Source organism: Streptococcus sp. ZY171113, from assembly GCF_057748235.1.
In genome coordinates this window covers 1,641,123-1,662,805 of sequence record NZ_CM173243.1, presented here as the reverse complement: position 1 = coordinate 1,662,805, position 21,683 = coordinate 1,641,123, and the positions used below count along the sequence as shown (strand labels likewise).

The 21,683-nt window shown below is 46.2% G+C and carries 19 protein-coding genes and 1 tRNA gene; 15 read left to right on the top strand and 5 right to left on the bottom strand.

Annotated features, from left to right (window positions below):
- Positions 1 to 23 precede the first annotated feature (23 nt).
- The 4 genes from AC3ARB_RS07850 to AC3ARB_RS07835 form a co-directional block, all read right to left on the bottom strand.
- A complete protein-coding gene (locus AC3ARB_RS07850; protein ID WP_488320022.1) occupies positions 24 to 863 on the bottom strand; it encodes a MetQ/NlpA family ABC transporter substrate-binding protein in 840 nt (279 codons plus the stop codon).
- Positions 864 to 897: 34 nt separating this feature from the next.
- On the bottom strand, positions 898 to 1,557 hold the full coding sequence (locus AC3ARB_RS07845) for a methionine ABC transporter permease (protein WP_488320021.1): 660 nt from the start codon (positions 1,555 to 1,557) through the stop codon (positions 898 to 900).
- Entirely contained in the window at positions 1,547 to 2,284 is a 738-nt protein-coding gene (locus tag AC3ARB_RS07840; protein WP_488320020.1) for an ATP-binding cassette domain-containing protein, read from the bottom strand. The genes AC3ARB_RS07845 and AC3ARB_RS07840 overlap by 11 nt, the downstream gene beginning before the upstream one ends.
- A 186-nt stretch (positions 2,285 to 2,470) precedes the next feature.
- A complete protein-coding gene (locus tag AC3ARB_RS07835) occupies positions 2,471 to 3,238 on the bottom strand; it encodes a peptidylprolyl isomerase (RefSeq protein ID WP_488320019.1) in 768 nt (255 codons plus the stop codon).
- Between the two features lie 121 nt (positions 3,239 to 3,359).
- Here AC3ARB_RS07835 and AC3ARB_RS07830 point away from each other — a divergent pair, with 121 nt between their 5' ends.
- A complete protein-coding gene (locus AC3ARB_RS07830) occupies positions 3,360 to 5,681 on the top strand; it encodes a DNA translocase FtsK (RefSeq protein WP_488320018.1) in 2,322 nt (773 codons plus the stop codon).
- A 119-nt stretch (positions 5,682 to 5,800) separates the two neighbouring features.
- Here the strand turns inward: AC3ARB_RS07830 and AC3ARB_RS07825 are convergent, their stop codons facing one another.
- On the bottom strand, positions 5,801 to 6,286 hold the full coding sequence (locus AC3ARB_RS07825) for a hypothetical protein (protein WP_488320017.1): 486 nt from the start codon (positions 6,284 to 6,286) through the stop codon (positions 5,801 to 5,803).
- A gap of 215 nt (positions 6,287 to 6,501) precedes the next feature.
- Here AC3ARB_RS07825 and yycF point away from each other — a divergent pair, with 215 nt between their 5' ends.
- The 14 genes from yycF to holA all read left to right on the top strand — a co-directional run bounded on the left by yycF (position 6,502) and on the right by holA (position 21,634).
- Positions 6,502 to 7,212: a response regulator YycF gene (gene yycF, locus AC3ARB_RS07820; protein ID WP_488320016.1), complete on the top strand. Its 711-nt coding sequence runs from the start codon at positions 6,502 to 6,504 to the stop codon at positions 7,210 to 7,212.
- Positions 7,205 to 8,548 (top strand): cell wall metabolism sensor histidine kinase VicK, encoded by a 1,344-nt coding sequence (gene vicK / locus AC3ARB_RS07815; protein WP_488320015.1) that lies wholly within the window; start codon positions 7,205 to 7,207, stop codon positions 8,546 to 8,548. Before yycF ends, vicK begins: the two co-directional genes overlap by 8 nt.
- Positions 8,548 to 9,351, top strand: a complete 804-nt coding sequence (locus AC3ARB_RS07810; RefSeq protein WP_488320014.1) for an MBL fold metallo-hydrolase — start codon at positions 8,548 to 8,550, stop codon at positions 9,349 to 9,351. Before vicK ends, AC3ARB_RS07810 begins: the two co-directional genes overlap by 1 nt.
- A gap of 474 nt (positions 9,352 to 9,825) precedes the next feature.
- On the top strand, positions 9,826 to 10,635 hold the full coding sequence (locus AC3ARB_RS07805) for a MurR/RpiR family transcriptional regulator (protein WP_488320013.1): 810 nt from the start codon (positions 9,826 to 9,828) through the stop codon (positions 10,633 to 10,635).
- A 349-nt stretch (positions 10,636 to 10,984) separates the two neighbouring features.
- Positions 10,985 to 11,055, top strand: a tRNA-Thr gene (locus AC3ARB_RS07800).
- Between the two features lie 55 nt (positions 11,056 to 11,110).
- The gene (locus AC3ARB_RS07795; RefSeq protein WP_488320012.1) at positions 11,111 to 11,359 is read left to right on the top strand and encodes a DUF1912 family protein; all 249 of its coding nucleotides are present in this window, start codon (positions 11,111 to 11,113) and stop codon (positions 11,357 to 11,359) included.
- Between the two features lie 236 nt (positions 11,360 to 11,595).
- A complete protein-coding gene (locus AC3ARB_RS07790) occupies positions 11,596 to 11,979 on the top strand; it encodes a VOC family protein (RefSeq protein ID WP_488320011.1) in 384 nt (127 codons plus the stop codon).
- A complete protein-coding gene (locus AC3ARB_RS07785) occupies positions 11,976 to 12,239 on the top strand; it encodes a hypothetical protein (RefSeq protein WP_488320010.1) in 264 nt (87 codons plus the stop codon). Before AC3ARB_RS07790 ends, AC3ARB_RS07785 begins: the two co-directional genes overlap by 4 nt.
- Before the next feature lie 13 nt (positions 12,240 to 12,252).
- Positions 12,253 to 14,910 carry a valine--tRNA ligase gene (locus AC3ARB_RS07780; RefSeq protein ID WP_488320009.1) on the top strand — a complete coding sequence of 886 codons (2,658 nt, stop codon included), beginning with the start codon at positions 12,253 to 12,255 and terminating at the stop codon, positions 14,908 to 14,910.
- Positions 14,911 to 14,986: 76 nt separating this feature from the next.
- Positions 14,987 to 16,789 carry a ParB/Srx family N-terminal domain-containing protein gene (locus tag AC3ARB_RS07775; RefSeq protein ID WP_488320008.1) on the top strand — a complete coding sequence of 601 codons (1,803 nt, stop codon included), beginning with the start codon at positions 14,987 to 14,989 and terminating at the stop codon, positions 16,787 to 16,789.
- Positions 16,782 to 17,633 carry a DNA adenine methylase gene (locus AC3ARB_RS07770; protein ID WP_488320007.1) on the top strand — a complete coding sequence of 284 codons (852 nt, stop codon included), beginning with the start codon at positions 16,782 to 16,784 and terminating at the stop codon, positions 17,631 to 17,633. Before AC3ARB_RS07775 ends, AC3ARB_RS07770 begins: the two co-directional genes overlap by 8 nt.
- A gap of 15 nt (positions 17,634 to 17,648) precedes the next feature.
- The gene (locus AC3ARB_RS07765; protein WP_488320006.1) at positions 17,649 to 18,878 is read left to right on the top strand and encodes a DNA cytosine methyltransferase; all 1,230 of its coding nucleotides are present in this window, start codon (positions 17,649 to 17,651) and stop codon (positions 18,876 to 18,878) included.
- A 71-nt stretch (positions 18,879 to 18,949) separates the two neighbouring features.
- The gene (locus AC3ARB_RS07760) at positions 18,950 to 20,533 is read left to right on the top strand and encodes a hypothetical protein (protein WP_488320005.1); all 1,584 of its coding nucleotides are present in this window, start codon (positions 18,950 to 18,952) and stop codon (positions 20,531 to 20,533) included.
- A 60-nt stretch (positions 20,534 to 20,593) separates the two neighbouring features.
- Positions 20,594 to 21,634 (top strand): DNA polymerase III subunit delta, encoded by a 1,041-nt coding sequence (gene holA, locus AC3ARB_RS07755; protein WP_488320004.1) that lies wholly within the window; start codon positions 20,594 to 20,596, stop codon positions 21,632 to 21,634.
- The last annotated feature ends 49 nt before the right edge of the window (positions 21,635 to 21,683 follow it).

Sequence of the window (21,683 nt, the reverse complement as noted above, 5' to 3'; positions counted from 1 at the left end):
GATTTCCTTTCATTATTAGGGGCTTAAAAGGCTGGTTTGGCGTGGCCTTTGAGTTGGGTGTCGATAAAGTTGCGGATTTCGTCGCTGGTCAGAGCCGTTTTGAGGGCCTTGACCGCATCGCTGTCCTTGTTGTCTTCACGGGCAACAAGAGAAGCTGCAAAGGTCACATCGTCTTCGGCTTCAAAAATCAAACCGTTGTCGGTTGGGTTGAGGCCGATTTTAGAGATGTAGGTTGGGTAGTTGAAAATCATGTCCTTTTCCTGGTAGGCCTCGTTGAGGTTGAGGAGGCCTACAGGGGTGAAGGTCAGGTTTTTAGGGTTGTCGGTCACATTGTCCAGACTAACCGCATAGCCGTCATTGTCCAGACCGATAATCTTGTGTTCGGCCAAGAGGCGTAGGGCCCGAGCCATGTTTGACGGGTCGCTCGGGATGGCCACATCCGCACCCTCTGGCAGGTCTTCGATGGTGCTGAAGTCCTTGGCATAGAAGGAAGCGGCGTTGGTGTAGATGGGCTGGATTTGCACCAGATTAGCCCCGTTGCCCTGGTTGTAGAGCTCCATGAAGGGCTTGTGCTGGAAGAGGTTGGCGTCAACTTCCTTGTTGTGGAGGGCCACATTGGCCTGAACGTTGTCAGAAACCTTGACGATTTCAAGGGCATAACCTTCTTTTTCCAGGTCGTCCTTGACCATTTCCAGCATGTCTAGCATAGGGTAGACGTGGGCTGCGACCTTGACCACTTGCGGCTCGCTTGGTTTTTGGTCAATGGCAGAGCTGGATGAGCTCGTGTCAGCAGATTTGCCAGCGCAAGCTGCCAAGCCAGCAGCAGACAAGAGGGTGAGGGCGGTGAGCATGAATTTCTTCACGACAGAATCTCCTTTTATAAAAATGATAACAGAGTTAGCGGCTAATCCATTTAGCCAGGAAGTAGCCTACATTTTGGACCACATAGACATAGATGACAAAAATCACGACAATGGCATACATGAGGGGGTAATTGTACTCCTGATAGCCGTAGCGATAGGCGTATTCGCCCAGGCCGCCAGCCCCGATAACCCCCATGACCGTCGAGTAGGACAAGATGGAGATGGTGGTCGAGGTAAAGGACAGGACCAGATCCCGCTTGCTGGAAGGCAAGAGGAAGTAGGCAATCATCTGCAAGGGGGTGGCCCCCATGCTCAAGCTGCGGTCGATGATGGCTTGTGGCACACTGAGCAGGGCCTGTTCAACAAAACGGGCGTAGAGGCTGACCGAGACCAGGGTCAAGGGCAGGGTGGCCGCCAGATTACCAAAGGAGGTCTGAAAGAGAAAGCGGCTGACCGGAATCAAGATAAAGATAAAAATCAGAAAGGGAATGCTTCTCAGGGTGTTGAGCAAGGTGCTGAGAACCTGGTAGGCCGGCTTGTTTTCAAAGAGAACCGGGGTTCTCAGGCCAAAGAGGACGACCCCCAAGGGCAGGGCCAGGATAAAGCAGAAGACCATGGATAGGCCCACCATAAAGTTGGTTTCCCAGAAGGCCTCAATAATGCCAGGAATGTGGCTGCTGATATTAGTTGGCATGGCTGAAAAACTCCTTGAGGTAGGTGAGGTAGTGCTGGTCCCGATCGCCGTCTGCTGTCTTAACAGGCACCAAACGCTCGGCAATGGTTCCCTTGTCCAAAATCAGAATCTGGTCGCAGAAGTTCTTGAGCAGGCTTAGGTTGTGGGAAATCATGACAATGGCGATGTCCGTTTCCTGACGGAGCTGGTCCAGCAGGTCAAAGATTTCCCGTTCGCTATTGGCGTCCAGAGCTGAACTGATTTCGTCACAGAGCAGGACCTTGGGCTGCTGCAAGATAGCCATGGCGATGGCCACCTTCTGTTTCTGTCCCCCAGACAGGTTGCGGCAGGCCACCGTCTTGAGGTCGGTCAATCGCATGAAGGCTAGGGTCCGGTCAATTTCTGCCAGGTCAGGCTTCTCCCGTCTCAAGGTGTAAACCAGTTTGAGGTGGTAGAGGACGGTCTCCCCTTCCAAGAGATTGGCCTGTTGGAAGATGTAGGCCACTTCCTTACGCATGGCTCGTAAGTGGTCAGGGGTCAGGGAGCTGATGTCCTGTCCCTGATAGGTGATATGGCCACGGTCATGAGGTACTAGACCGCACATCATTTTCAAAATGGTGGACTTGCCTGTCCCGTTTTGGCCAATCAGGCCGATGCAGTCTCTGGCTTTGACCTGAAAGGATATATTTTCCAAGTTAAAGTTAGCTTTTGGGTAGGATTTTCCGACTTTTTCTAAGTCAATGAGCATAAAAACCTCCTTCGCCGTCTAATATATCATAAATAGGTTATCGTTTTCAAGAAATAAAGATGAAAACGATTTGTTTCTTTTATATAATAAGAAAAAAAGTTACGCCTGTACCAGTACAGCTCTGCTATTGGCCACAAAAAAACGAAAAAGGCGGTTAGGACCCTGTCCTAACTGCCTTGTGCCAGTTTACTTATCCTTGATAATCTCAACTGCTGTGATGGTTACGGCTTCCAGAGGTTTGTCCTGGCTGTCGGTTTCGACGGCTGCGATGCTGTCCACAATGTCCATGCCCTCGATGACCTGGCCAAAGACGGTGTAGCCGCCATCCAGACTAGGGTTACCGCCTTCTTTATAGGCAGTAATGATTTTTTCAGGGTAGTAGAGGGGGTGGAGCTTGCTGGACTGGTCCTCCTGGTTCTGGTTGATGAAGAACTGGCTGCCGTTGGTGTCTGGGCCAGCATTGGCCATGGCCAGAGCCCCTCGAATGTTGTAGAGCAAGTCGGATGGCTCATTCTTGAAGCCGCTGCCGTTGTCAATCTTGGCATCCTTGCCAGCCCAGATCGATTGGCCGCCTCGGCCAGTCCCTTCTGGGTCACCGCCTTGAATCATAAAGCCCTCGATAACCCGATGGAAGCTGACGCCCTTATAGTAGCCGTTTTTGGCGTGGGTCAAAAAGTTCTCCACAGCCAGCGGTGCTAGGTCAGGGAAGAGTTTGATGGTGATGTCACCTTTTGAGGTGGCTAATTTGACGGCTGCTTCATTGGCGGCAATGTCAGGGTTCATCTGAGGAAAATCAAGCTGGTTGAGCTGGACCAGTCGCTCTTCTAATTGCTTTTGAATGTCGCTAGACGAGAGGGTCTGGTTGCTGGTTGAGCTAACGGTACCTTGGTTCTGGGCCTGACAGGCGGTCAGAAGGCTGATGGACAGGAGGGATAGGACGAAAAGGTGTTTCATTGTGATATCTCCATATAAGGTTTTGATTTCATTTTACCATAAAAATGGAAAAGTCCCAATGATTTTTCCATCTGCCTAGCTGGCGATGGGCAAAATAAGCGGTCTATGGTAAAATAGACCTATGACAAAAAAGACTAGAGCAAAGACCTCTGGGCCTGGTTCCAGACGGTCTCATAAAAAACAAGAATCGCCCTCACCAGAGAGGGCCGTTAAAACCACAGTGCTTAAAGGTTTGGTGAGTTTGGCCATCTTCTTTGCCATCATTCGTTTAGGACTGATGGGGATTAGCCTCTATAACCTGGCTCGGCTAGTCTTTGGTTCACTGAGCCTGCTTGCCCTACCCGTGGTTTTAGTTCACCTGTGGGCGAGAGCCTACCTTAGGGGACGAGAGGGCCTGGTGGTTGGATTTTGGACCAGTTTCATGAGCCTTTCACTTGGCTGGCAGGCCTATTTTATGGCCCAGGCACCCTTGGGGGAGAAGGGGGCTATTCTGATGACCCTTAATGTGGGGCTGCAGGAGCTACTTGCAGTCCGAGTGGCTCATTTTATGGGCGGGGGACTGCTGGGCTCCCTTCTCTATCAGCCCGTTAGTTTTCTCTTTTCCCATCAAGGGACCTATCTGATTGCCGGCCTCTTTTTCTTCCTGGGCTTGTTCCTCATGAGCCCTTGGACGGTGGATGATTTTAGCCGTTTTTTGGGAAATGGCTGGGCTTCTTATCGCGAAAGGTTAGAGTTGCGGCGGCAGGAGAGGTTCTTCCAGAAAGAGGAGGCTCGCCTGGCTCAAGCAGAAGCCTTAGAAGAACCAGTAGAAGTGCTTGCTGAGGCGGCATTGGATGACGTCCTTGACCAGGAAGAGCCACTGCCTGTGCCAGATGAATGGCCTGAACGGGATGTGGAAATCCTCCTCCCAGAGCCTTCCGTCAGCAATTATGACCCCGATTTTGACTTTGATTTGGTCGAAGTGGAAGACCTGCGTCAGCCTCAATCCAGCTTCCCTGGACCGAGCCAGCTCAAGCAAGCCCTCCTCTATAAACTGCCCAGCATTGATCTCTTTGCCCCAGATAAGCCCAAAAACCAGTCCAAGGAGAAAAAGATTGTTCGTGAGAACATCAAGATATTGGAGCAGACCTTTGCCAGCTTCGGCATCAAGGTGACCGTGGAGCGGGCGGAAATCGGCCCGTCCGTGACCAAGTATGAAATCAAACCAGCTGTCGGGGTTCGGGTCAACCGCATCTCCAATCTGGCAGACGATTTGGCCCTGGCCCTGGCGGCCAAGGATGTCCGCATCGAGGCCCCTATTCCAGGAAAGTCCCTGATTGGTATCGAGGTGCCCAACTCTGAGATTGCCACCGTCTCCTTCCGCGAGCTCTGGGAGCAGTCCAATACCGACCCGACCAAGCTCTTGGAAGTGCCGCTTGGTAAGGCAGTCAACGGTTCTAGCCGTTCCTTTGACTTGGCTCGCATGCCCCATATCTTGGTGGCAGGATCGACCGGTTCTGGTAAGTCGGTGGCCGTCAACGGCATCATTTCCAGCATTCTGATGAAAGCTCGGCCTGACGAGGTCAAGTTCATGATGATTGACCCCAAAATGGTTGAATTATCGGTCTACAACGACATTCCCCACCTGCTCATTCCTGTGGTGACCAACCCCCGCAAGGCCAGTAAGGCCCTGCAAAAGGTGGTGGATGAGATGGAAAACCGCTACGAGCTCTTCAGCAAGGTTGGGGTCCGCAACATCGCTGGCTACAACGCCAAGGTGGAGGACTGGAACAAGACCTCTGACCAGAAACACATCCCTCTGCCCCTCCTGGTCGTTATCGTGGACGAGTTGGCCGACCTCATGATGGTGGCCAGCAAGGAGGTCGAGGACGCCATTATCCGTCTGGGACAAAAGGCTCGTGCGGCTGGTATCCACATGATTTTGGCCACCCAGCGGCCATCGGTTGACGTCATCAGCGGCCTGATTAAGGCCAACGTCCCGAGCCGGATTGCCTTTGCTGTCTCCAGCGGTACCGACAGCCGAACCATTCTGGATGTCAACGGGGCCGAGAAACTTCTGGGCCGAGGCGACATGCTCTTCAAGCCCATTGACGAGAACCACCCTGTCCGCCTCCAGGGCTCCTTCATCTCCGACGATGATGTGGAGCGGATTGTCAGCTTCATCAAGGCCCAGGCCGATGCCGACTACGATGAGACCTTTGACCCTGGTGAGGTGGCGGAGGACGATGCTTCTGGCAATGGCGGAGCTGGTCAGGGAGATCCCCTCTTTGAGGAGGCCAAGGCCCTCATCATAGAGACCCAGAAGGCTTCCGCCTCCATGCTCCAACGCCGCCTGTCCATTGGTTTCAACCGAGCGACAGACTTGCTTGGTGAGTTGGAAGAAGCAGGGGTCATTGGCCCAGCTGAAGGCACCAAACCAAGAAAGGTTCTGATGACCTCTTAGAAAGTAGATTAGTAAAAACCGCCATCAGCATTGACTGATGGCGGTATTTCGTTGGCTAGGTTTTGAACAACTTCATTAAACGGCTACTGCCACTAGGTGATTGAAAACGGAGTTCATGCTTATTTTCTTGTGGAGCGGTTCAGGTAGTCCAGTAAGTGTCCTGAACGGACCTCCCAAATGAGTCGCACCAAGTCCTTTGTTTTCAGCTCAGCTATTTCCCCAAAGGAAAAGCTCTCCCAATCAAAGGCTTGGAGGGTCCAGTTGCCGTCCTGGTTTTGGAGGAGACCAAAGGCCTCTAGGTCATCCGACCAGCAGGCGGTCATTAGCTGGCCCTGAAAAGCTGTCAGAAAGCTTGCCACCGTTGCCTCATCTGGTTTGATAGGGGCTTGCTCGGCCTGCTCCTGACCAGCAATCAAATCTGCATAAAAGTCCAGATAGGGGCTGGAGCTAACCTTGTCTTGAACCACATGGCTGGCAATCAGCTGCCAGCTGTCTTGGTGGCCCAACTCGTCATAGGTTTTGATTAGGAGCCAGCCGGGGGTCTGGTGGACGATGGTGGCTAGGCTAAAGCTGTCGGGGGATTCGGTGTAGAGTTCAATAAGCATGAGCTGTCCTCCTGATAGTTTTAAATTTATTATAACATAAAGTATCAGGTCTAGCTAGTAGAAAAAAGCTATGAGAGTTGCTTGCTAGAAAGGATTGGCTTGTCAGGTTGATTTAAGGAAGGGCTGTTAGACTGGGTAGTCCAGATTTCTCAAGTGGCAGAAATTTTGGTATAATTGAAAAAAGCCCTGCAAAGGGTAATGGTGAGGTAACCCAGATGAAGAAAATTTTGATTGTTGACGATGAGCGTCCGATTTCGGACATCATCAAGTTTAATTTGACCAAGGAGGGGTATGAGGTGGTAACGGCCTATGATGGCCGCGCAGCCTTGACCGCCTTTGAGGAGGAGCAGCCAGACTTGGTGATTCTAGATTTGATGCTGCCAGAGCTGGATGGTTTGGAGGTGGCCAAGGTCATCCGTAAGACCAGCCACCTGCCCATCATCATGTTGTCAGCCAAGGACAGCGAGTTTGACAAGGTTATCGGCCTAGAAATCGGGGCAGATGACTATGTGACCAAGCCCTTCTCTAACCGGGAATTGCTGGCTAGGGTCAAGGCCCACCTGAGACGGACCGAAACCATCGAGGCAGCCGTGACCGAGGAAAATGCTAGTTCTGCCAATAAGAGCCTGGTGGTGGGCGATTTGGAAATCGTACCAGATGCCTTTGTGGCCAAGAAACACGGGACCGAGCTGGAACTGACCCATCGGGAGTTTGAACTGCTTCATCATCTGGCCAACCACATGGGGCAGGTCATGACTCGGGAGCACCTTTTGGAAACGGTCTGGGGCTACGATTACTTTGGCGATGTGCGGACGGTGGATGTGACCATCCGTCGCTTGCGGGAGAAAATCGAAGACCAGCCTAGTCGTCCAGAGTACATTTTGACCCGCCGCGGAGTGGGCTACTACATGAAATCCTATGACTAAGGCGTTTGAAAATTTAACCCTGGTTCAGTTTGTCCTCCTGGGGTTGCTGTTGCTCGTGGCTCTTTACTTCCTCTACTTGGGCATCAAGGACTACCGTGAAGCTCAAATCATTAGGCGGCTCAATGAAAAGGTCAAACTGTTAATCGAAGGAAACTATGGCGAAGCCATTCAGGTGACGGCTAAAAATGACTTGGGTGAGCTGGCCCACCAGCTTAACGACCTCTCCGACGTCCTCCATGCTACCCATGAAAACCTGTCTCAGGAAAAGAACCGCTTGGACTCTATCTTGTCTTATATGACAGACGGGGTTATTGCGACCAATCGAGCTGGCCAAATCATCATGATTAACCAAACTGCCCAAAAGCACCTGAACCTGAGCAGAGAAGTGGCCCTCAAGATGAACATCGTGGACTTGTTTGATGGCGACCACGACTACACCTATCATGATTTGGTATCTAAGACCCCGACCCTTACCATCAATCGTCGCAATGCCTTTGGCGAATTTTCTGCCCTTCGGATGCGTTTTGCCCTCAACCGTAGAGAATCAGGGTTCATCTCAGGTCTTGTTGTCGTGATTCATGACACGACTGAGCAGGACAAGGAGGAGCGGGAACGCCGTCTCTTTGTATCCAACGTTAGCCACGAGTTGCGGACCCCCTTGACCTCGGTCAAGTCCTATCTGGAGGCCTTGGATGAGGGGGCTCTGCGGGAGGAAGTGGCCCCAGAGTTTATCCGAGTGTCTCTCAATGAAACCAATCGCATGATGCGGATGATTACAGACCTTTTGGCCCTGTCACGGATTGATAACCAGGCGACTGCCCTCAATGTCGAGTGGACAAACTTTACCGCTTTTATGACCCATATCCTTAACCGCTTTGACCTGGTTAAGAGCCAGCACACCATCAGTGGCAAGCGGTATGACCTGGTGCGAGATTACCCCATCACGACCATCTGGGTTGAAATTGATACGGACAAGATGACCCAAGTCATCGAGAACATTCTCAACAATGCTATTAAGTATTCGCCTGATGGGGGCAAGATTACCGTCAGCATGAAGACCACAGACAGCCAGTTAATCGTGTCCATTTCAGACCAAGGGCTGGGAATTCCTAAAAAAGATTTACCGCTGGTCTTTGACCGCTTTTATCGGGTGGACAAGGCTAGAAGTCGTGAGCAAGGGGGAACTGGTCTGGGCTTGGCCATTGCCAAGGAAATCATCAAGCTCCACAAGGGCTTTATCTGGGCTAAGAGCGAAGAAGGCAAGGGATCAACCTTTACCCTGGTGCTTCCCTATGACCGTGAAGCCATGTCCTTGGACGAATGGGAGGAGGCCTAATGCAAACCAGTGCTTTCAAATACAGTATCTTGGCCTCAGGCTCAACAGGTAACTGCCTCTATGTGGAAACGCCTAAAAAACGTTTCCTAATCGATGCAGGCCTGTCTGGTAAGAAAATTGTTAGCCTCCTATCGGAAATTGACCGCAAACCAGAGGATTTAGACGCTATTTTCGTGACCCACGAGCACAAGGACCACATCCACGGGGTTGGGGTCTTGGCCCGTAAGTACGACCTAGACATCTACGCCAACCAAAAAACTTGGATGGCCATGGATGAGGCCTTGGGGAAGATTGATGTGGGCCACAAGCACATCTTCGAGGAAAATTCTGTCTTGACCTTTGGTGATTTGGACATGGAGAGTTTCAGCGTTAGCCATGACGCGGCCTCGCCTCAGTTTTACCGCCTCATGAAGGATAACAAGAGCTTTGTCACCTTGACGGATACAGGTTATGTGTCCGATCGGATGGCGGGTATTATTGAAAATGCTGACGCCTATCTGATTGAATCCAACTATGATGTCAATATCCTGCGGGCAGGCTCCTACCCCTGGTCAACTAAGCAACGGATCCTATCCGACCAGGGCCACCTGTCCAATGAGGATGGGGCAGCTGCCATGGTTCGAACCCTGGGCAGCAGGACTAAAAAAATCTACCTGGGCCACCTGAGCAAGGAAAACAACATCAAGGAACTGGCTCGAATGACCATGGAGACCAGCCTCATGCAGGCCGGTATCGAGGTCGGCAACCAACTCAAGGTTTACGACACCTCGCCCGACACGGCCAGCCCCTTGACCAAAATTTAGCAACCACCTTTGGGGTGGTCAGACCGAAGAGCTGGGACAAAAGTCCAAACCCCAATATTAAAAGCGAACAGAGAAGGATTTCTGAAAATCAGGACCTCTCTTTGTTCGCCTTTTTTTGTTTCATCAGGGGATAATTGTATGAGATTTCGAAAACTCAAAATCTTTTTGTCCCAGCCTCTTTTTCTTTTGTTAAAAAATATAAAAACTCTTAAAACGCTATTAAACCAGAATGTTTAAGAGTGAATGCAAGGGGATGTTGAAACTCTGTATTTGCTCTTTTTCTGTCGTTTAGAGAGTTTGTCTACGTTCAGAAATACTTTTCTTATTCCAATTTTTTGTACGACCAGTTGTTGGGGTAAGATAAGGAAGGGCAACAGGTTTGTTTTAATCTGGCCTGTTCTATTAGATTGTTTATATTCATTTATTTTCCAAACAATTTATGCTATACTAGTAGAAAAAAACAAGGATTGACACATGCCTCAAAGCCAGCACCTGATGACGCATATCGAGAACCACCTCAGTCAACTGACCAAACTTGAGAAGACCATCGCTTACTTTTTTTTGGATGGTAAAGCCGATCTCAGTGATCTCAGTTCAGCCACCGTTAGCCAAACCCTACATGTTTCTCCGGCAGCTCTGACCCGCTTCGCTCAAAAATGTGGCTTCAAAGGCTATCGTGAATTTGTTTTTGATTACCAAAGCAATCAAAAACAACTGGATGAAAATTTCAAGCACATCCAAAAAGATTTGACCAAACGGGTTCTCGTTGACTACAAATCCATTATTGATCAAACCAATGATTTGGTTGATGAGGATAAATTGGAGCGAATTGCAAGTTTATTAGACAAGGCCAGCAGGGTCTACTTTTATGGGGTGGGCAGTTCGGGTTTGGTCGCCAAAGAAACCAAACTTCGATTTACACGACTAGGCCTGATTTGTGATGCCATTTCTGAGGCTGATAATATGATTTGGACCAACAGCATTCTGGACGATAGCTGTATAGTCTTTGGCCTCTCCTTGACCGGCCAAACCCAAGCCATTCTCAATTCCCTAGAGATTGCCAGTAAAAAGGGAGCTAAAACGGTCCTCATCTCTGCCCAAGCTCCCCAAGATAGTCAGATTGACGAGCATATTTTGGTAGCTTCTGCCCACCACCTCAGCTATGGTAATCGCATTTCCCCACAATTTCCTCTCCTGATGATGATGGACGTGCTCTATGCCTATTACCTTTCTATTGACAAATCGAAAAAAGAAACCATCTTCAAGGATACCATCATTGATTAAAAAGGATCTGTTAAGATTGTAGCGGGGATATCCATCTTAGAAATGATAAGATTTCTTATGCATACTTAAAGGTTCATGTTGGAGTTACCTCAGCACTTAGGAACATTCGCCAAAAGTTTGCTATGGCATTTAGGTTCGGTGTCAACGGAGCCGCTGCTCCCAAAGAGAACGCAAGGCCGACTACCGTAGTCCTTATTGAATTTGAACTTGTAAAATTTTGATGACGCTGACTTTTGGAAGATACCGTTTTCAATCCAAACTGTTTTGGAAGTTTTAGGATATCTTACAAAAAAAGTTGCAAAAAAGGCTTGCAATTTTTCTTCAGAGGTGATATACTATAAAAGTAATCGCCGCTATAGTTAAATGGTATAATAGAGCAATGGTAATGCTCAGTTCCGAGTTCAATTCTCGGTGGTGGCAGAGAAGAGCTGGTCAGCGGACTGGCTCTATTTTTTATCTTTGGAGGTGTTGGAAAATGGCAGAGCAGTTTTGGGCGGATTTTGAGGCCTGGGTCAAGACCCAGATTATGATTAACGACATGGCCATGGTGGAGAGTAAGAAAGTGGCTGATGAGACAGGTGACGAGGCGGCAGCCCAGGCCTACATCCGTTACGAGGCCAAGTTAGATGCCTACAACTACCTCTTGGGCAAGTTTGCCAACTACCACGCTGGCAAATCCTTCCATGACCTACCAGATGGCCTTTTGGGCCAACGTCATTATTGATTTTTTCCAAAAGACGTGGTAAAATAAGCCTATCAGAGGTGTTTTGACCCCCATTTGGTACAGGAAGCGGTGTTGCTGAGAAATCCGCCCAAATGTCAAAACTGGTTGCTGACAGTTAACAAATCAATAAATAAAGTTGCGGGTGCAAACCCGAATTTGGGTGGTACCGCGGAAATCGAAAGAAATTCGTCCCTGTCAGATGGCAGGGGCTTTTATTGTTGTCAGAAAGGAGGCCCATGCTCCACCACATCGAACTCTACGTGTCGGATTTGCAAAAAAGCCGAGATTTCTACGAGTTTTTGCTCCCTCGCCTGGGCTATGAGCCCTATCAAGACTGGCCTCCAGGCTTTTCTATGAAAATGGCCGAGCACTACATCGTTTTTGTCCAAACGCCGGCTGATTTCCTGGAGGCAGGCTACCACCGTTGCCGAACTGGGCTCAATCACCTGGCTTTTCACGGCGGCAGCAGGGAAAATATTGACCAACTCCGAGAGAATTTACTGGCCAGAGGCGTCAACCTTCTCTACGATGACCGTTATCCCCACGCAGGAGGAGAGAACCACTATGCTCTCTACTTTGAAGACCCTGATGGGGTCAAGATTGAGGTGGTTGGGGCATGACAATGTGTTTCTATCTCGAAGAGATTATTGTGACGGTTTTGCCAAGAAGTTTTTCTGTTCAGAGAATCTTTACAGGTGGCAAAGTGGATAAAAAGAGTTATCCTTTAACGAGTAAAAAACTCCAAAAAGTGTTGCAAGAAATACAGGAAGATTTTTCGTTCTCATCCTTACCTTTATTAATCATTGTTAACCATGAGTCGGATAAATTTTATTATCAATCCTTTGCTGATTTTGAAAATTATATGAAAACTATTATTTAAGAAAGGACATCCCATGTCAAAAGAACTTTCCCCTAAATACAACCCAGCTGAAGTAGAAGCTGGTCGCTACGCCAAATGGCTTGAGGCAGACGTGTTCGCACCGTCAGGTGACGAGACGGCTAAGCCTTACTCTATCGTGATTCCGCCGCCAAACGTGACGGGCAAGCTCCACTTGGGCCACGCCTGGGACACGACCCTGCAGGACATCATCATCCGCCAAAAACGCATGCAGGGCTTTGATACCCTCTGGCTGCCTGGTATGGACCACGCAGGGATTGCCACCCAAGCCAAGGTTGAGGAACGCCTGCGGGAGCAGGGCATTTCCCGCTACGACCTGGGCCGTGAGAAATTTCTGGACAAAGTCTGGGAGTGGAAGGACGAGTATGCCGCTACCATCCGTGAGCAGTGGGGCAAGCTGGGTCTTTCTCTGGACTACCAGCGGGACCGCTTCACCCTGGATGAGGGCCTCTCCAAGGCCGTCCGCAAGGTCTTTGTGGACCTCTACCAGAAGGGCCTCATCTACCGTGGCGAGTTTATCATCAACTGGGACCCTGCTGCCCGTACCGCCCTGTCTGACATCGAGGTTATTCACAAGGACGTTGAAGGTGCCTTCTACCACATGACCTATATGTTGGAAGATGGCTCGCGCGGTTTAGAAGTTGCGACTACTCGACCAGAAACTATGTTTGGTGACGTGGCGGTGGCTGTTAACCCAGAAGACCCACGTTACAAGGACCTGATTGGTCAAAACGTTATCCTGCCAATCATTAACAAGGCTATCCCAATCGTGGCCGATGAGCATGCTGACCCAGAATTCGGAACAGGTGTCGTGAAAATCACCCCAGCCCACGACCCCAACGACTTCCTGGTTGGCCAACGCCATGACTTGCCACAAGTCAATGTCATGAACGACGACGGCACTATGAACGAATTGGCTGCTGAATTTGCAGGCATGGACCGTTTCGATGCCCGCAAGGCTGTTGTTGCCAAACTGGAAGAAATCGGTAGCCTGGTTAAAATTGAACAACGTGTCCATTCGGTTGGTCACTCTGAGCGGTCAGGTGCCGTGGTTGAGCCTCGCCTGTCCACCCAGTGGTTCGTCAAGATGGATGAATTGGCTAAACGAGCCATTGCCAACCAAGAGACCGAAGACAAGGTTGCCTTCTACCCACCACGCTTCAACGATACCTTCCTTCAATGGATGGAAAATGTCCATGACTGGGTGATTTCTCGCCAGCTCTGGTGGGGTCACCAAATCCCAGCCTGGTACAATGAAGCAGGCGACATGTATGTCGGCGAAGAAGCACCAGAAGGCGACGGCTGGGTGCAGGACGAAGACGTGCTAGACACCTGGTTCAGCTCAGCCCTCTGGCCGTTTTCAACCATGGGCTGGCCTGACACCGACAGCCATGATTTCAACCGTTACTTCCCAACCTCAACCTTGGTAACAGGTTATGACATCATCTTCTTCTGGGTGTCTCGCATGATTTTCCAATCCCTGGAATTCACAGACCGTCGCCCATTCAAGAATGTCCTTATCCACGGTCTCATCCGTGACGAGCAGGGCCGCAAGATGTCTAAGTCGCTCGGAAACGGTATCGACCCAATGGATGTCATCGACCAATATGGTGCAGATGCCCTGCGTTGGTTCCTGTCTAACGGCTCTGCCCCAGGACAGGACGTCCGCTTCAGCTACGAGAAGATGGATGCTTCTTGGAACTTCATCAACAAGATCTGGAACATTTCCCGTTACATCCTCATGAACAATGAGGGCCTGACCCTCGATGAGGCGCGTGCCAATGTCCAGAAGGTTGCTGCCGAGGAAGCTGGCAACGTGACCGACCGCTGGATCCTCCACAACCTCAACGAGACCATCGGCAAGGTGACCGACAACTTCGACAAGTTCGAGTTCGGCGTGGCCGGCCACATCCTCTACAACTTCATCTGGGAAGACTTCGCCAACTGGTACGTGGAGCTGACCAAGGAGGTCCTTTACAGCGACAACGAGGCCGAGAAGGTCATGACCCGCTCCGTCCTCCTCTACACCCTGGACGCCATCCTCCGCCTCCTCCACCCGATTATGCCGTTTGTGACCGAGGAAATCTTCGGCCAGTATGCGGCTGATTCCATCGTGACGGCAGCCTACCCAGTGGTTGATCCTGCTTTTGAAAATGGCAGAGCACACGCAGGTGTTGAAAGCCTCAAAGACCTGATTCGGGCTGTCCGCAACGCCCGTGCTGAGGTGAACGTGGCACCAAGCAAGCCAATTACCCTGCTGATTAAGACCGCAGACAGCGAGCTTGAAAGCTTCTTCAACCAGAACATCAACTACATCAAACGCTTCACCAACCCAGAGAAGCTGGAGATTAGCTCTGTCATTGCCGCCCCAGAACTGGCCATGTCAGCCGTCATCACGGGAGCTGAACTCTTCCTCCCTCTGTCCGACCTCCTCAATGTTGAGGAAGAACTAGAACGCCTCAACAAAGAACTGGCCAAGTGGCAGAAAGAGCTGGACATGGTTACCAAGAAACTGTCTAACGAACGCTTCGTCGCCAACGCCAAACCAGAAGTCGTTGCCGCCGAGCGCCAAAAACAAACCGACTACCAAACCAAGTATGACGCGACCAAACAGCGGATTGCAGAGATGGAGAAGTTGGTGAAGTTAAGCTAATAGAAATAAATGCCCAGCTTAAAAAAGGCTGGGTTTTGTGGTATAATGGAGTGATTATATATTTTTGGAGTGAAAAATGAAGTTAGAAACTGTAATTTTAAACCCACTAAACATTGATTTAGATTTTAGTAATCCTAGGTTTTCAATGTTTGATTTTAAAAGTGAGGAAGAAATAATCAAATATTTGCTTGATTTTGAACAGATTAAAGAGCTTGCATTTCAAATTGCAGAAAATGGGTATAACACATTAGGTGAGCGTGTTATTGTTCTAAAAAATGAACAAGGTCATTATACGGTATTAGAGGGTAATAGAAGAATTGCTTCGTTAAAACTTTTATTTCAGTACCAATTTTTGTTGAAAAGTTCGGAACGCAAAAAAATTGAACGATTAAACTTGCGTATAGAAAATTTCGAAGTTAGTTGTGATATTGTAACCGAATCTACAAGAGATGATGCACTTTTTAAAATTAGTGCAAAACATGTGGATGGGATTAAGACATGGAGTGCTACGGATAAAAGAGTATTTTACCATAACCTTTATAATCAGTATAGAAATAAAGGTTTAACACGTGATGAATCTTTGGATAAAATTAAAGTTATTACACCAGAAGGTAAAGTTGCTATAAGAAATGCTATACAACAATTAAATTATTTAATTTCTGTGCATAATGCAACTTTAACTTATCAGTCTAATTTGGAAAAGTTGACTCACTTAGATACAGATGTTCTGGTATCACGAGTTTTAAGACCATTAGTTAAAGAGTTGGAACTTGAGTTTAATGATGAGTTTCAAACTATATCAAAAAATGATAAAGTTTACCATGAAATATTAGGATTGCTAGGTAAAGCAGTTTGGATTGATAAACAATTAGATACACGAACTTTTGCTAAACAGGAACAGTGGAAAGAGATTATCGAAAAGATACCTAATTTAGCTGAAAAAATTAAAGAATATAAAGAGTTTGAAAAAATAACAGGTTCTGACGAAGGTTCATTTAGTAATTCTCTAAATAATGATGCAAAAACTAGTGAAGATTGTGGACAGGGGAATGAGGAACCATCTAACTCGTCAGTAAATGATACATATGACAATATTACGGATAATAATGATACACAAAGTCAAGAACCAAAATATAAATTCTTTGTTCCTAAGGAACAAGTTGTTATTAGTACACCTAATTATGATTTAATTAACTGTATTGATTTGATTGATAATGAGAATAATAAAGTTCCAAGGGAGAGTTCAGAATATAAGAGAGTTGTAATTAGATGTGAAAGCAGAAATATTGTAATTGATAATAATGTAGTAAATCAGAGATCTGATAATGGTAGATACACTATCAATGCCGAATATGATGCTGAACGAAAATCCTTTCCAATACTTTTAAATATAGAAGTAGTTACTGTGCATCAAGACTATCAAGTTCTGTTTAACACCCAATGGTATATTGAAGCGTTAGCGAAAATATCTGCAAAGCATGAGTACTTTAAAATTTGTGAAGTGATAAGAAAACTACAAAATTACAATGTTTTGTCAGGAGATGTTGGCAATCATATTATTATTGCATTCCTCCTTAGAAATTTAATTGAATATTCTACAAAAGCATATTCAGATTTAGTTGGGTTGCAACAATCTCAGGAGAATCTACCTTCACTTGTTTCTTCGGTAAAAAATCATTTGGTAACAAAAAATAAACTTTCAAAGACAGAGTCTAAAGCTTTAAATAAGCATGAGATTGATATTGAAACTTTGAATGGTATGCTTCATGATTATAAGACGGAAATTAGTACCGTTAGCATTCAATCTATTGGAAGAAAGTTTAGTAGATATTTTTCTGTTATATTTGACAAGTTATCGGAGGGGGGAAATAATGGATAATTTTAGCCCGTTACGCTATCCTGGAGGAAAAAATAAGACCTATCAATATGTCAAATATTTGGTACATAGCAATGATGTTGATACTTATATAGAGCCGTTTTGCGGAGGTGCGGCAGTAGCGCTTAAATTATTATTTAATAATGATGTAAAGAAAATAATGTTAAACGATTTTGATAAATCGATTTATGCAATGTGGTACTCTATTTTACATAACACTGAAGCTTTTATAAAAAAAGTACGAGAAGCAGAATTTACAATTGAAGAATGGGGTAAACAGCAGAGTATTCAAAAAAACAAAGAAAGTGTTGACTTACTTACTCTTGGATTTTCTACGTTTTATTTAAATCGAACAAATCGATCTGGGATAATTCAAGCTGGTCCTATAGGAGGTAGAAACCAATCAGGTAATTATAAAATGGATTGTCGGTATAATGCAGAGGTGCTGATAAGTAAAATTGAGCTGATAGCTAGTAATAGGAACAGAATTAGCTTGTATAACTTAGATGCTATTGATTTTATCAAAAATAATATTAGACGTACAAAGCGTTCACTAACTTTTTTTGATCCTCCATATTTTATTAAAGGAAAGCAACTATATACAAACTTTTATGAATACGTAGATCATGCTGAATTGAGAGATACAATTGTGAAGTATATGGAACATCATAAATGGATTCTTACCTATGACTATCACGATGAAATTGAGAAATTATATTCTAACTTTGAGTACTTCCCGTACTCTCTTAATTATAGTGCTGGAAAATCAAAAAAAGGTATGGAATATATTTTCTTTAGTAACCGAGTATCTTCAAAGGAAATCGATAGATTTTTACAAATTTTTTAGAAAGCAGGTGCTTACATGACAAATTCTGTAAGTTCGAACCAGGCAGAGAAATACGCGATTGCAGCATTTTTCTCTGGCGTTGGTGGAATTGAGTTGGGCTTTGAGCAGACCAACGAGTTCAGAGTGGTGTATGCTAACGAGTTTGATAAGTATGCGAGGCAGACTTATCAGTTGAATTACCCCGATACATTTTTGGATGGACGTGATATTCACGCTGTTCCAGCTGAGGATATAAAAGGAGAAGTGGACGTTATCGTCGGTGGTTTCCCTTGCCAAGCCTTTTCGATTGCTGGTTACCGTAAAGGTTTTGAAGATGATCGTGGCGGTCTTTTCTTCGAATTGCTCCGCATGATTGAAGCCAAGCGACCAAAAGCTATTTTTGTGGAAAATGTCAAAAATATGGTTTCCCATGACCACGGAAATACTTTTAAAGTTATTCGTGAAGCTTTGACGGAGAATAATTATTTTATCAAATGGAAAGTTCTCAATGGTAAGGATTATGGAAATATTCCTCAGAACCGTGAGCGTATTTATATCGTAGGTTTTGATAACAAGGAAGCCTATGACCATTTTGAATTTCCAGACGAGATTAAGTTAACAACTACCTTGAAAGATGTCATTGATTTTGGTGCAAGTCTGGAAGAAAATTACTATTATCGTGACGGTAAGCAACCGTTTTATGATGAATTAAAATCATCTATTGACAGTCAAGACACCGTTTATCAATGGCGTCGCCAGTATGTTCGTGAGAACAAAAGTGGTGTGGTTCCAACCTTGACAGCTAATATGGGGATGGGTGGGCATAATGTCCCGTTGATTTTGACAGATAGTGGCGAGATTCGGAAGCTTACTCCTAAGGAAACCTTCAATGTTCAAGGCTATCCAAAAACTTTTAAGATTCCTAAAAATGTTTCTAATGGTCAACTTTATAAACAAGCTGGGAATAGTGTGGTTGTTCCTGTTATTAAGCGAATTGCAGCTAATATTGCAAGTGCTTTGAACCAAACCAAAATTGCCTTACAATTGGAACGTACTGGAAATGTTGCAATCATCTATACCAAGATGAATGGTCAGTTTGAGGGACAATCCTATGTTCGAGACTATGTTGATACCTATGAGCAAGCCGTGGAGACGATTAATTTTTATCAAGATGGTTTAGGGATTTTATCGGATTTGGATTATTTAAGACTTATTAAAAAAGGTGGTCATTTGGAGTTTTATAGCATTGCTTTTACGAATAACTAGTTAGTTGAGAGATTAGTGAAAACCTAATCTCTTTTTGGTATAATTGAGATAAGACGAAGTGAGGTAAGATTATGTGGGAAAATCTAAAGGCAGAGCAAAAAGACAAGTATCGGACCTTAATTACTAACTTTGCGAGCTTGAGCGAGGCTTTTTCTCAAAAGGCAGAGGCAGAAGAAGGACACGATGGGCAAAATTATGTAGCTCCGATTGTCAATTCTAAGTTTCAAGAAACTGTTTTTCAGAAAGCGTTTAATGCAGTAGCAGAAGATATAGCAAACACTTCTTATGATGCCTCTGTGGTTGTTGATGATAAGCATAAGTATTTGGTTGGTATCAAGTCTTTTGGAATAGGTTCTGGCGATCAGAAGGTGGCTCAATTCAAGAAAGATTCCCAGTCATGGACAGATATTTTGAGTGAGATTAAATTCTATGCGGATATTTCTCCCGACAAAGCGACTGCCGATAAAGAGAATCAAGAACGTTATAGGGAGTTGGCACTTCGGATTGCTTCTCTACGTAATCAGAGGATTGAATCCTCTAAGGCTCAGATTAAAGGTTTTAAATCAGATGATGTATCGGTTGATTCAGTATATCATGTATTGATGCCGACACCAAAGGGAGAAAGTCCTCAGATTTTCGTGGGAGAAACCTCCTATCTTCCCATTGATATTGATCGTTTAGAAATTCTGGGATCCACCAATCAGAAAAATCCAACCAATTTCCGATTTACGGATGGAAATCATATTTATAAATACACTGCGGCAGATAGCCAACTACACATGACCTTTAACAACAAAGAGATTGTTGTTGACCAGTGGGATGTTCATTACATTGAAGATCCCTTCTATGTTTTTGAGCAGTTGCATTTGTTAAATGAGACAAAAGCAGAGACGGAAATCATTGAAACAGTCTCCTGGGTCATTACGGATAAGAATGGTCAGGTTGAAGAAAGTTCAGGCTTTAATGCCTTTGATGGCGGCTCAAAATTAGCTAAAAAAGATCGAATTGCTCGTATTGAAAAAATCAGAGATACCTTTGGGCAAAACTTATCATCAGAAGAGCGTGCCTATGTTATTCAGGCTTTAGAAGACATACTGCTGAAAAAATGGTCTACTAAGGTAGAAAAATCAGAAATGAAGGCTATCCGTTCTGATTTGCTACACTTTGCAAAGGCATCTGGAGTTGAAAATTTAGCTAAAGAAATTGAAAAATTAGTTTACCGACCAGTCAGCGAGGTCTATATTCCATTACCAGATTCCAAGAATTTTCACGACAAAAACCCTCATTTCTTTGGTGTCAATATTGGAACTTTTGAAGACGGGACAAAGAAATTAGCTCTTCCAAAGGAAAATCGTACCTTTGATTTGAAATTTCTGTCTTCTGGCGATGTCATTAAGGCTTATATCAACCAAGAGACAGGAAAAGCTATTCAATCAACGGAGAAACAAGAGATTCTAGGGGAGTGGATTTTACGTGGTGTTTTCCAGTTGAAAGAGCGAGAAGTATTGACTGGCAAGAAACTCGAAGAGTTGCAGATTAACGGTATTCGCCTTAGTAAATTTAAAGATGGTGTGATTGGGATTGAATTTATCTGGATTGATATTGATACCCCACCGCATGACGCGATTGGATGGGTGAGTAAACTCAATTATTAGGAAAAAATTCAATCGTCTCCAACCACGACAAGTTGTCGTGGTTTTTGTTATAATGGGGGTATGACACAATTCAAAACGCTTAATCAATTAACAGTAGCTGATTTGCCTGCCCTGACGATAGTGGCTGGTGAGGATGTAGGGCTTTATGCCCACCTGAAGACGACCTTGTTGGATAGGATTGGCTATGAGCCTAGTGATTTGGCCTATGCTTATTTTGACATGGCGGAGAGCGACTATGCGGCGGTGGCTATGGACTTGGAGAGCCTGCCCTTTTTTGCCGACCAGAAGGTGGTGATTCTGGACAATTTTCAGGATATCACGACCGATAAGAAGGCCTATCTGGATGAAAAGGAGCTCAAGGCCTTTGAAGCCTATCTGGAAAATCCGGTGGACACGACCCGCTTGGTGGTCTTGGCGGCTGGCAAGCTGGATGGCAAGCGGCGGCTGGTCAAGCTCCTCAAGCGGGATGGTCTGGTCTTTGAAGCGGCACCCCTGAAAGAGGCTGACTTGCGAAGCCATTTTCTGGGGGAAATCAAGCGACTGGGTCTGGTCTTTGAGCCTGGGGCTTTTGATTTACTGCTAGCTAAGTCTCAGATGGATTTTGGGCAAATCAACCAGAACCTGCTCTTTCTAAAGGACTACAAGCTGGACAGCTCGGCCATTTCCCAAAAGGACATTGAAGAGGCTATCCCCAAGACCTTGCAAGACAATATTTTTGATTTGACCCAGCTGATTTTGGGCGGGCGGATTGATGCGGCCAGGGAGCTGGTGCGGGATTTGCGACTCCAGGGCGAGGAGGAGGTCAAGTTGATTGCCATCATGCTGGGGCAGTTGCGGCTCTTTTTGCAGGTCCAGCTCTTGGCCAGGAAGGGCCAGTCGGAGGGCCAGATGGTGGCAGATTTGTCCGAGAGTTTGGGCCGCAAGGTCAATCCCTACCAGGTCAAATTTGCCCTGCGGGATAGTCGAGGCCTGTCTGTGTCCCAGCTCAAACAGTCGGTTCTGGCCTTGATTGAGGCGGATTATCAGATTAAGACGGGGGTCTATGACAAGGACTACCTCTTTGACATCGCCTTGTTGAAAATTGCTGGGCAGAAACCTTGAAAGCTCTGCCATTTTCCTTTATAATAGAACTATCAAAAGAAAAGAGGAA

What these genes read in the sequence shown, in the direction of transcription:
- AC3ARB_RS07845 (WP_488320021.1), bottom strand. Translation starts at nt 1,557, where the DNA reads ATGCCAACTAATATCAGCAGCCACATTCCTGGCATTATTGAGGCCTTC.
- AC3ARB_RS07840 (WP_488320020.1), bottom strand. Translation starts at nt 2,284, where the DNA reads ATGCTCATTGACTTAGAAAAAGTCGGAAAATCCTACCCAAAAGCTAAC.
- AC3ARB_RS07835 (WP_488320019.1), bottom strand. Translation starts at nt 3,238, where the DNA reads ATGAAACACCTTTTCGTCCTATCCCTCCTGTCCATCAGCCTTCTGACC.
- AC3ARB_RS07830 (WP_488320018.1), top strand. Translation starts at nt 3,360, where the DNA reads ATGACAAAAAAGACTAGAGCAAAGACCTCTGGGCCTGGTTCCAGACGG.
- AC3ARB_RS07825 (WP_488320017.1), bottom strand. Translation starts at nt 6,286, where the DNA reads ATGCTTATTGAACTCTACACCGAATCCCCCGACAGCTTTAGCCTAGCC.
- yycF (WP_488320016.1), top strand. Translation starts at nt 6,502, where the DNA reads ATGAAGAAAATTTTGATTGTTGACGATGAGCGTCCGATTTCGGACATC.
- vicK (WP_488320015.1), top strand. Translation starts at nt 7,205, where the DNA reads ATGACTAAGGCGTTTGAAAATTTAACCCTGGTTCAGTTTGTCCTCCTG.
- AC3ARB_RS07810 (WP_488320014.1), top strand. Translation starts at nt 8,548, where the DNA reads ATGCAAACCAGTGCTTTCAAATACAGTATCTTGGCCTCAGGCTCAACA.
- AC3ARB_RS07805 (WP_488320013.1), top strand. Translation starts at nt 9,826, where the DNA reads ATGCCTCAAAGCCAGCACCTGATGACGCATATCGAGAACCACCTCAGT.
- AC3ARB_RS07795 (WP_488320012.1), top strand. Translation starts at nt 11,111, where the DNA reads ATGGCAGAGCAGTTTTGGGCGGATTTTGAGGCCTGGGTCAAGACCCAG.
- AC3ARB_RS07790 (WP_488320011.1), top strand. Translation starts at nt 11,596, where the DNA reads ATGCTCCACCACATCGAACTCTACGTGTCGGATTTGCAAAAAAGCCGA.
- AC3ARB_RS07785 (WP_488320010.1), top strand. Translation starts at nt 11,976, where the DNA reads ATGACAATGTGTTTCTATCTCGAAGAGATTATTGTGACGGTTTTGCCA.
- AC3ARB_RS07780 (WP_488320009.1), top strand. Translation starts at nt 12,253, where the DNA reads ATGTCAAAAGAACTTTCCCCTAAATACAACCCAGCTGAAGTAGAAGCT.
- AC3ARB_RS07775 (WP_488320008.1), top strand. Translation starts at nt 14,987, where the DNA reads ATGAAGTTAGAAACTGTAATTTTAAACCCACTAAACATTGATTTAGAT.
- AC3ARB_RS07770 (WP_488320007.1), top strand. Translation starts at nt 16,782, where the DNA reads ATGGATAATTTTAGCCCGTTACGCTATCCTGGAGGAAAAAATAAGACC.
- AC3ARB_RS07765 (WP_488320006.1), top strand. Translation starts at nt 17,649, where the DNA reads ATGACAAATTCTGTAAGTTCGAACCAGGCAGAGAAATACGCGATTGCA.
- AC3ARB_RS07760 (WP_488320005.1), top strand. Translation starts at nt 18,950, where the DNA reads ATGTGGGAAAATCTAAAGGCAGAGCAAAAAGACAAGTATCGGACCTTA.
- holA (WP_488320004.1), top strand. Translation starts at nt 20,594, where the DNA reads ATGACACAATTCAAAACGCTTAATCAATTAACAGTAGCTGATTTGCCT.